At 70.2% G+C, this 9,244-nt stretch carries 1 protein-coding gene; it reads right to left on the bottom strand.

The genetic code is table 11. The annotated features are described in order from the left end of the window. Nucleotides 1–14 precede the first annotated feature (14 nt). Entirely contained in the window at nt 15–8,924 is an 8,910-nt protein-coding gene (locus V6M42_RS00855) for a putative Ig domain-containing protein (protein WP_332676496.1), read from the bottom strand. Nucleotides 8,925–9,244 lie beyond the last annotated feature (320 nt).

Genomic DNA, 9,244 nt, shown 5'->3' with positions numbered 1-9,244 from the left:
GGATCCCCTGGGCGTCAGAACCGTGACTGGATCAGCAGCCGGACCTGATGCTGCTCCGATCCGTTGCCGACGGAGACCTCGTACTCGAATGAGAAACGGGAACCGGCGAGGGTGAGCACGTCCAGCCCGACCCCGCCCAGCACCCGGTTCTGATCCATAGGATCGACATCGACGCCGTAAACAGGTCCGTCGACCCAGTCGACATAGAACAGGTTCGCTCTGTCCGAGCCCTGGAAGTCGTGGCTGTATTCGAGCCGGAAGCGAGGGACCACTTCGCCGAATGACGTGAGAAAGGACCAGGCGCTGCGCAAGCCGAACGTGCCGGTCAAGGTGCGCGCAGTCTGGCTTTCATAGGCGAGCGCATAGACGCCGCCGGTCGTCTCGGAGTAGGCCCCGAGGTCCGACTGCGTGGCTGTCAGCCGGCCGTAGGGCGACAACAATCTGCGGCCATCCCGGATATCCCAGCCGCCGGTCACGGCGCCGAACCACTGGGAGCCGTCGCGCTCCCCATAGGCGAAGTCGCCGCTGGCGGTGATGTAACGCCGCGAGTCGAAATTCAGCGTCCCATAGCCGAGCAATCCGTCGATGAAGAAGCGGGCGCCGGGCTGATAGCTGCCGTAGACGGCGTAGCTGTAGCCGTCGGAGTCGCTGCGCGTACCGTCATCGCCGATACGGCTCTCGTCATGGCCCCAGCCGACGCTGGCCCCGAGGACGAACTGGTCGCTGACCCGCAGATCGGCGCCGGCCGTCAGCCCGTCGGTGTCGAATTCGACGCCCTGCTGGCCGGTCGTGGCGTCCCGCTGGCCGAAGTCGATCCCGCCCGCCGCCCACAGGCCGAAGCGTCCCGAGGCGGCCGACATGTCGGTTCCTGCGGCGAGGGCGCTGTCGGCCTCATTCGCCAGACCGTCGCCATAGCTCAAACCAGGCAGGACATCGCTCCAGTTGTCGTCGTCTCCGAGGCGCCGGCGGAGTGGATCGTTGTCCAACGCCATGTCGCGGCTGCCTCCGGAGAAGTTGAGCTGGAGGCTGGCTCCGGCTCCACCGCCGTCGCGCAGCGACTCCAGTCGGCTGTTGACGTTCGAGATCTGGGCCGTCGCGAACCGGCGGGCGGTTTCGCCCTGGGCCGAGATCAGGCCGGTCACCTCGGGGTCGGTCACCGGATCCGGGCGGGCTGTCACGATCACAGTCACCGTCCCCGTGGCTGAGGTCGCGAAAGCGTTGCTGAGCGTATAGGCCGCGGTCACCGTTCCGGCGAAATCTGCGGCCGGGGTGAAGGTCAGGCCGTACTGGCCGGCGACCGGGTTGGTGATCGCCGCCGTCCCCGCCGTCGAAGGCGTCAGGCTGACGAGGGCCGCGCCGTTGAAGGGTCCGCCGCTGGCGCCCGCGGTGATGTTCACGCTGGCGGTCTGGCCGGCGAGGATTTCGACGGTGATCGGGGCCGCGGTGATCGGTGCGGGATTGACCGTCACCATCACCGTCGCCGGGACCGAGGTCCCGAAAGGATTGGTCAGGGTGTAGGTGAAGCTGTCCGCACCCGCGTAGCCGGCGGCCGGCGTATAGACGAGGGACTGGCCCGATACCGTCGCACTGCCGTGCGCCGGCGCGTCGGCGACCGAGACGGCGGTGATCGGCGCTCCGGTCGAGCCTGCGGTGGCGTCGACGCTGCCCGTCTGTCCGGCCAGAACGGTCATCGCCTTGGCCGCCGCCGTCGGAACCGCCAGCGGCGTCACGGTCACCGAGACGACCGCCGGGGCGCTGGTCCCGCCGGGTCCCGTGGCCGTGTAGGTGAAGCTGTCCGGGCCAAAATAGTTGGGTGCGGGCGTATAAGTGACGGTGAGGCCGCCGACGGCCGCCGTTCCGTGGGTGGGTCCGGCCGCCATGGCGACGCTGGTGATTATTCCGGTGTCGTTGGCGGTCACCGGAATGACCACGGCCTGGTTGGCGGGCGTGGTGGCGGAGTCCGCGCCGGCGACCGGCGCGGCGTCGATGATGACCAGCGACCAGGTGTTGGCGGCGCTGAACCCGTGGGCGTCCGTGGCGGTGACTGTGAAGCCGAATGTTCCGGCCGCCGTCGGCGCGCCGGACAGCGAGCCCCCGCCGGCCAGGGCGATCCCGGCGGGCAGGGCGCCGGCGGTCAGGCTGTAGCTGTAGGGGGCGGCGCCGCCGCTGGCGGTCAGGCTTTGCGCATAGGCCTGGCCCGTCGTTCCGTCGGGCAGGGTCGCGGGAGCGAGGCTGATGGTCGGCGCGCTGACGACGAGGCTGTAGGCGACGGCGGCGCTGATGAACGGCCCCGGAGCGCCGCTGCTGTCGCTGGCGGCGACGCTGAAGTTGTAGGTCCCGGGCGTGGTCGGGGCGCCCGAAAGGACGCCGGCCCCCGACAGGCTGACCCCCGCGGGCAGGGCCCCGGACACCACGGCGAAGTTGCGCGGCCCGAGGCCGCCCGTGGCGGTGAAGGTCTGGTTGACCGATCCGAAGGCGATCACGCCGGGCAGGGCGCCTGCGGCCGGCGAGGTGATGGTCACTGTCGGAGCCACGACGGTCAGGCTGTAGGCGACAGGCAGGCTGGAATAGGGGCCGGGCGCGCCGCTGGTGTCGCTGGCGACGAGGGTGAAGTTGTAGGTTCCCGGCGTGGTCGGGGTCCCGGACAGGACCCCGCCGCCGCTGAGGCTGACGCCTGGCGGCAAGGCGCCGGCCGTGACGGCGAAGGCATGGGTCCCGTTGCCGCCCGTGGCGGTGAAGGTCTGGCTGTAGGCGACCGTGGCGGTCGCGTCGGACAGCGCGCCCGTAGCGGGCGAGGCGATGGTCACGGTCGGGGCGGCGACCGTGAGACTGAAGGCGACCGGCGCGCTGACGAAGGGCCCGGGGGCGCTACTGCTGTCCTGGGCCGTGAGGGTGAAGTTGAAGGTTCCGGCCGCTGTCGGCGCGCCCGACAGGACGCCGCCGCTGCTGAGGCTCATGCCCGGGGGGAGGGCCCCGGTGGCGAGCGCGAAGCTGCGCGGACCGATCCCGCCGGTCGCGGTGAAGGTCTGGCTGTAGGACGTGAAAGCGGTTCCGCCCGGCAGGGCCCCGGCCGACGGCGTTGTGAGGGTGACAATCGGATCGCTGACGGTGACCGAATATGCGTTGGCTGCGGAGAAGCCGTGCGAGTCCTCGGCCGTGACCGTGAAGTTGTAGGTCCCCGCCGCGGTCGGCGCGCCCGAGAACACCCCGCCGCCGGACAGGCTGACGCCCGGCGGCAGGGCGCCGGCGGTGAGCGAGAAGCTGTAGGGGCTGACGCCGCCGGTCGCGGAGAAGGTCTGCGTGAAGGCCAGGGCCGTGGTCCGCGGCGTCAGGCTGCCCGCCGCCGGGGTGAAGCTGATCGTCGGGGCGGTGACGGTGATGCTGTAGGCGACGGGCGCGCTGACGAACGGTCCGGGGGCGCCGCTGCTGTCGCTGCCTGTGACGCTGAAATTGTAGGTCCCCGGCGTGGTCGGGGTTCCCGACAGGGACCCGCCGCTGCTCAGGCTGATGCCGGGAGGAAGCGCCCCGGCCGTCAGGGCGAAGGTGCGCGGACCGATCCCGCCCGTGGCGGTGAAGGTCTGGCTGTAGACGCCGTAGGCCTCGACGGAGGGCAACGCCCCTGTGGCGGGCGAGGTGACGGTGACGACGGGATCGGCGACCGTGACCGACCAGCTGGTCGAACCTGTGAAGCCGTGGCTGTCGTCGGCCGTGACCGTGAAGTTGTAGGTCCCCGCCGCGGTCGGCGCGCCCGAGAACACCCCGCCGCTGGACAGGCTGACGCCCGGCGGCAGGGCGCCGGCGGTGAGCGAGAAGCTGTAGGGGCCGACGCCTCCGGTCGCGGTGAAGGTCTGGGAGGCCGCCAAGGCCGTCGTTCTCGGTGTCAGGGCCCCGGCAGCCGGCGACAGCACGATCGCCGGAGCGGTGACGGTGATGCTGTAGGCGACGGGTGCGCTGACGAACGGTCCGGGGGCGCCGCTGCTGTCGCTGCCCGTGACGCTGAAATTGTAGGTCCCGGGCGTGGTCGGCGCGCCCGAAAGGACGCCGCCGCTGGTCAGGCCCAAGCCCGGCGGCAGGGCGCCCGCCGCGAGGGCGAAGCTGCGCGGACCGATCCCGCCCGTGGCGGCGAAGGTCTGGCTGTAGGCGCCATAGGCCTCGACGGAGGGCAACGCCCCTGTGGCGGGCGAGGTGACGGTGACGACGGGATCGGCGACCGTGACCGACCAGTTGGTCGAACCTGTAAAGCCGTGGCTGTCCTCGGCCGTGACCGTGAAGTTATAGGTCCCCGCCGCGGTCGGCGCGCCCGAGAACACCCCGCCGCTGGACAGGCTGACGCCCGGCGGCAGGGCGCCGGCAGTGTGCGAGAAGCTGTAGGGGCCGACGCCCCCGGTCGCGGTGAAGGTCTCGGTGAAGGCCAGGGCGGTGGTCCGCGACGTCAGGGCCCCCGCGGCTGGCGACAGCACGATGGCCGGGGCGGTGACGGTGATGCTGTAGGCGACGGGGGCGCTGACGAACGGTCCGGGGGCGCCGCTGCTGTCGCTGGCGGTGAGGCTGAAGTTGAATGTCCCCGGCGTGGTCGGCGCGCCGGACAGGACGCCGCCGTTCGTCAGGGCCAGTCCGGGCGGCAGCGCACCGGCGCTGAGGGCGAAGCTGTGCGGCCCGATCCCGCCGGTCGCAGTGAAGGTCTGGCTGTAGCTGCCGTAAGCCTCGACCGAGGGCAAGGCCCCCGCGGCCGGCGAGGCGATGGCGATCGTCGGGTCGGAAACCGTCACCGAATAGGCGTTGGCTCCGGTGAACCCGTGCGAGTCCTCGGCGGTGATGGTGAAATTGTAGGTCCCGGACGATGTGGGCGTGCCCGAGAAGACGCCGCCGCTGGACAGGCTGATTCCCGGCGGCAGGCCCCCGGCGGTCAGGCTGAAGGCGTAGGGACCGATACCGCCTGTGGCGGTGAAGGTCTCGGTGAAGCCAAGGGCGGTGGTCCGGGCCGTCAGGGCGCCGGCGCCCGGAGACAGCGCGATGACCGGGGCAGTGACGGTGATGCTGTAGGCGACCCCCGGTCCCGAATAGGGTCCGGGCGAGGCGCTGCTGTCGCTCGGGGTGACGGTGAAGTTGTAGACGCCCGGCGTGGTCGGGGTCCCGGACAGGACTCCGCTGCTGGAAAGGCTGATCCCGGGCGGCAGGGCGCCGGCGGTCACGGCCAGGGTGTTGGGTCCGACGCCCCCCGTGGCGGTGAGGGTTTCGCTATAGGCTCCATAGGCCTCGACCGCAGGCAGGGCGCCCGCGCCCGGGCTTGTGATCACCACCGTCGGCGGGCTGATGACGATCGCATAGGCCCGGGCGCCGGTGGCGCCGTACACGTCGCTCGCGGTGACCGTGAAGTTGAACGTGCCGGAAGCTGTCGCCGTGCCGGACAGAACGCCGGCCGTCGTCAGCCCGAGGCCAGGTGGAAGGGCGCCGGCCGTGACGCTGTAGGTGTACGGCGCTGTTCCGAGCGAGGCGACGACCGTGTCGCTGTAGGCGGCCGTCACCTGTCCGGTCGTGGTCAGGGCCGAGAGGGTCAGGGTGGGCGCGCTGACGGTCACCGTCACCGTGGCCGGAGCCGATGTCCCGCCCAGGTTGGTGGCGGTATAGGTGAAGCTGTCGGCGCCGGAATAGCCCGCCGTCGGCGTGTAGGTGATCGCCGTGCCGGCGATGCTGACCGTTCCGTGCGTCGGCAGGCCCGGGGTCGCAACGCTGGTCGCGGTTCCGCCGGTGAGGCTGAGCGTGACCGCGTTATTGCTGCTGTTGGCCGCGACGGTGACGCTGACCGCGCCGGCGATCGGCGCCGGCGGCGGGTTGACCGTCACCGTCACCGTCGCCGGGGCCGAGGTCCCGCCGGTATTCGTGGCCGTGTAGGTAAAGCTGTCCGGACCCGCGTAGCCGGCGTTCGGCGTGTAGGTGATCGCGGTCCCGGCCACATTGACCGAGCCGTTCGTGGGCAGACCGGGCGCGGCGACACTGGCGGGCGTCCCGCCGGTGATGCTGAGGGTGACTGGATTGTTGGTGCTTTCGAACCCGACTGTGACGCTGACGGCGCTGGCGATCGGCGGCAGGGGCGTGACGGTGATCGATGCGGTCGCCGGGGCCGAGGTCCCGCCGGCGTTGGTCGCCGTGTAGCTGAAACTGGCCGGGCCGTTGTAGCCGGGCGTGGGCGTGAAGGTGATGCTGGTTCCGGCCACGTTGATCGAGCCGTTCACCGCCGCCGAGCCGTTGACGCTGGCGGGGGCTCCGCCGGTGATGTTCAGGGTGATCGGATTGTTGCTGGTGTCCTGGCCGACCGTTGCGGAGACCGCATTCGCCACCGGCGGCTGCGGGTTGACGGTCACCGTCACCGTCGCCGGGGCGGACGTCCCGCCGCCGTTGGTGGCGGTATAGGTGAAGCTGTCCGATCCGAAATAGCCGGGCGTCGGGGTGTAGGTGATCGAGGTACCGGCGACGCTGACCGTGCCGTTCGAGGGCAGGCCCGGCGTCGCCACGCTGGTCGGCGTCCCGCCGGTGATGTTCAGCGTCACCGGATTGTTGCTGCTGTTGTAGGCCACGGTGACGCTGGCCGCGTTGGCGACGGGCGGGAACGGATTGACGGTGATCGAGACGGTCGCCGGGGCCGAGGTCCCGCCGGCGTTGGTCGCCGTGTAGCTGAAGCTGGCCGGGCCGTTGTAGCCGGGCGTGGGCGTGAAGGTGATGCTGGTTCCGGCCACGTTGATCGAGCCGTTCACCGCCGCCGAGCCGTTGACGCTGACCGGGGCTCCGCCGGTGATGTTCAGGGTGATCGGATTGTTGCTGCTGTCCTGGGCCACGGTCGCGGCAACCGCATTGGCGACCGGCGGCTGTGGATTGACCGTGATCGTCACGGTCGCCGGGGCCGAGGTCCCGTCGGCGTTGGTGGCCGTGTAGGCGAAGCTGTCGGATCCGAAATAGCCGGGCGTGGGAGTGTAGGTGATCGACGTTCCGGCCGCGGCAGCCGTCCCGTTCGTCGCCGCCGTCGACACCGCCACGCTGGTCGGCGCGCCGCCGGTGATGTTGAGCGTGATCGGGTTGTTGACGCTGTTGTAGGCCACCGTCGCGCTGACCGGGTTGGCGATCGCCGGGTCGGGCGTGATGATGGTGACCGTGTAGGCCTGCGCACCCGTGTAGGGACCGTTGCCGGTGCTGGTGTCGGTCGCGGTGACCGTGAAGGTGTACGGACCTGTCCCGCTCGGCGTTCCCGACAACACCCCGGCCGCGCTTAGTGTGAGACCAGCCGGCTGGGCGCCTGAGGTTACGGCATAGGTGTAGGTCCCCGAACCTCCCGCGGCGGTGATCGCCTGGCTGTAGGCGACGCCGGTGGTCCCGTTGGGGAGGGTGGTGGGACTAACGGTGATCGTCGGCGGACTGACCGTGATCGTCACCGTCGCCGCGGCGGACGTCCCCCCCGCGTTGGTCGCTGTATAGGTGAAGCTGTCGGGCCCGCCATAGTTCGTCGTCGGCGTGTAGGTGATGGTCGTGCCGACGACGTTGACCGTGCCGTGGCTGGGCAGGCCCGGCGTCGCGACGCTGACCGCGGCGCCGCCGGTGATATTGAGCGTGATCGGGTTGCCGGTGCTGTTGTAGGCCACCGTCGCGCTGACCGCGTTGGCGACTGGCGCCGGCGGCGGGTTGATCACCAGGGTGTACGGGCGGGCGCCGGTATAAGGGCCGGTCCCGGTGCTCGAATCCGTCGCTGTCACCGTGAAGTTGAAACTGCCGTTGACCGTCGGCGTGCCGGTGAGTCCGCCGCCCGCGGCGAGCGTGAGGCCGGCAGGCAGCGCGCCTGAGGTGACCGCGAAGCCGTAGCTGGATGTGCCGCCGCTGGCGCTGATCGTCTGGGAATAGGCGGCGCCCTGGGTGCCCGCCGTCAGGCTGGTCGGGCTGACGGTGATCGTCGGCGTGTTGACAGTCAGGGTGTAGGGGCGGCTGCCGGTGTGCGGCCCCGTTCCCGTCGTCGAGTCCGTCGTCCGGATTGTGAAGTTGAAGCTGCCGCCCGCCGTCGGCGTTCCGGTCAGTGCGCCGCTCGAACTGTTCAGGCTCAGACCCGCCGGCAGCGCACCCGCGATGACGGTGAAGCTTCCATATGGCGCGGTGCCGCCGGCGCCGGTCATGGTCTGGCTGTAGGCGCTGCCGACCGCAGCCGCGGGCAGGGTCGTGGGATTCACCGTCACCGACGGTGCGTTGACGGTCAGGGTGTAGGGGCGGCTGCCCTGGAAGGGCCCCGCGCCGGTCGAGGAATCCGTCGTCCGGATGGTGAAGTTGAAGACGCCGCTCGCCGTCGGCGTGCCGGTCAGGGCTCCGCCCGCTGCGAGCGAAAGACCCGCCGGCAGGGCGCCGGAGATGACCGTGAAGCCGCCGTACGGCGCCTGGCCGCCGGCGCCCGTGAGAGTCTGGCTGTAGGCCGCGGCAACGGTGGCGGCGGGGAGGGACGCCGGGTTCACCACGATCGTCGGCGTGCCCACGGTCACCGTCACGGTAGCCACGCGGGCGCCTGCCCCCGAACAATTTATGTCGTTGCAGAAGTAGACGATGAAGGTGTCGGCGCCGGAGAAGCCCGTCGGGGCGGTATAGCGGATGGTGTCGTCGGCCGCGTTGACCTGGGTCGTGAAGGAGCCGCCGTTCGCCGTCGAGCCGGTCTGCACATACGGCGTGAAGCCGCTGGCCGGGTCGCCCGGATTGGCGACATAGCGGGGATCGCAGGCTGCGAATTCGTCGAAATTCGACGTCATGCTCATCACATGGGCGAAGTTCGAGGCGTTGTAGTTGACGCTGAAATCAATGGCGCAGGTCGCCTGGGCCCGCGCCGTGCCCGGCGACATGATCGACAGCATCGCGATGAAGAGGGCGACCCACACGCCATGTGCGCGGAGGAGACTCCGCATGACCATCGCCATGGCTTTGACGTCAGGTCTCTTCACTGCAGCTCGCCCCTTGTAAGCTTACGCACGAAGATGGTCCGGCGCCTACTGCGCCGGATGCAGGATCCTCCCGCGATCCAACCGGACAGGGTCCCCGGTGTAAGGATCGGGGCCGAAGACTGCCGTCATTTCAGCCCGGATTACAACCATGGCTAAAGGTAAAACGTCAAAAGAGGAATCGGACACAACCCTGTTGCGAAAAATTCCCACATGAGCGTTAATGACTGAGCTGGCCGGGGGCGTTCCGAGCCGGACAGCATCCAGAACTCCGTCAGTAACGGGCC

The organism is Brevundimonas sp. (genome assembly GCF_036677305.1).
Lineage (GTDB): Bacteria > Pseudomonadota > Alphaproteobacteria > Caulobacterales > Caulobacteraceae > Brevundimonas.
The sequence above is the reverse complement of the archived record's forward strand: the minus strand, read 5'-3'. Positions and strand labels throughout refer to the sequence as shown.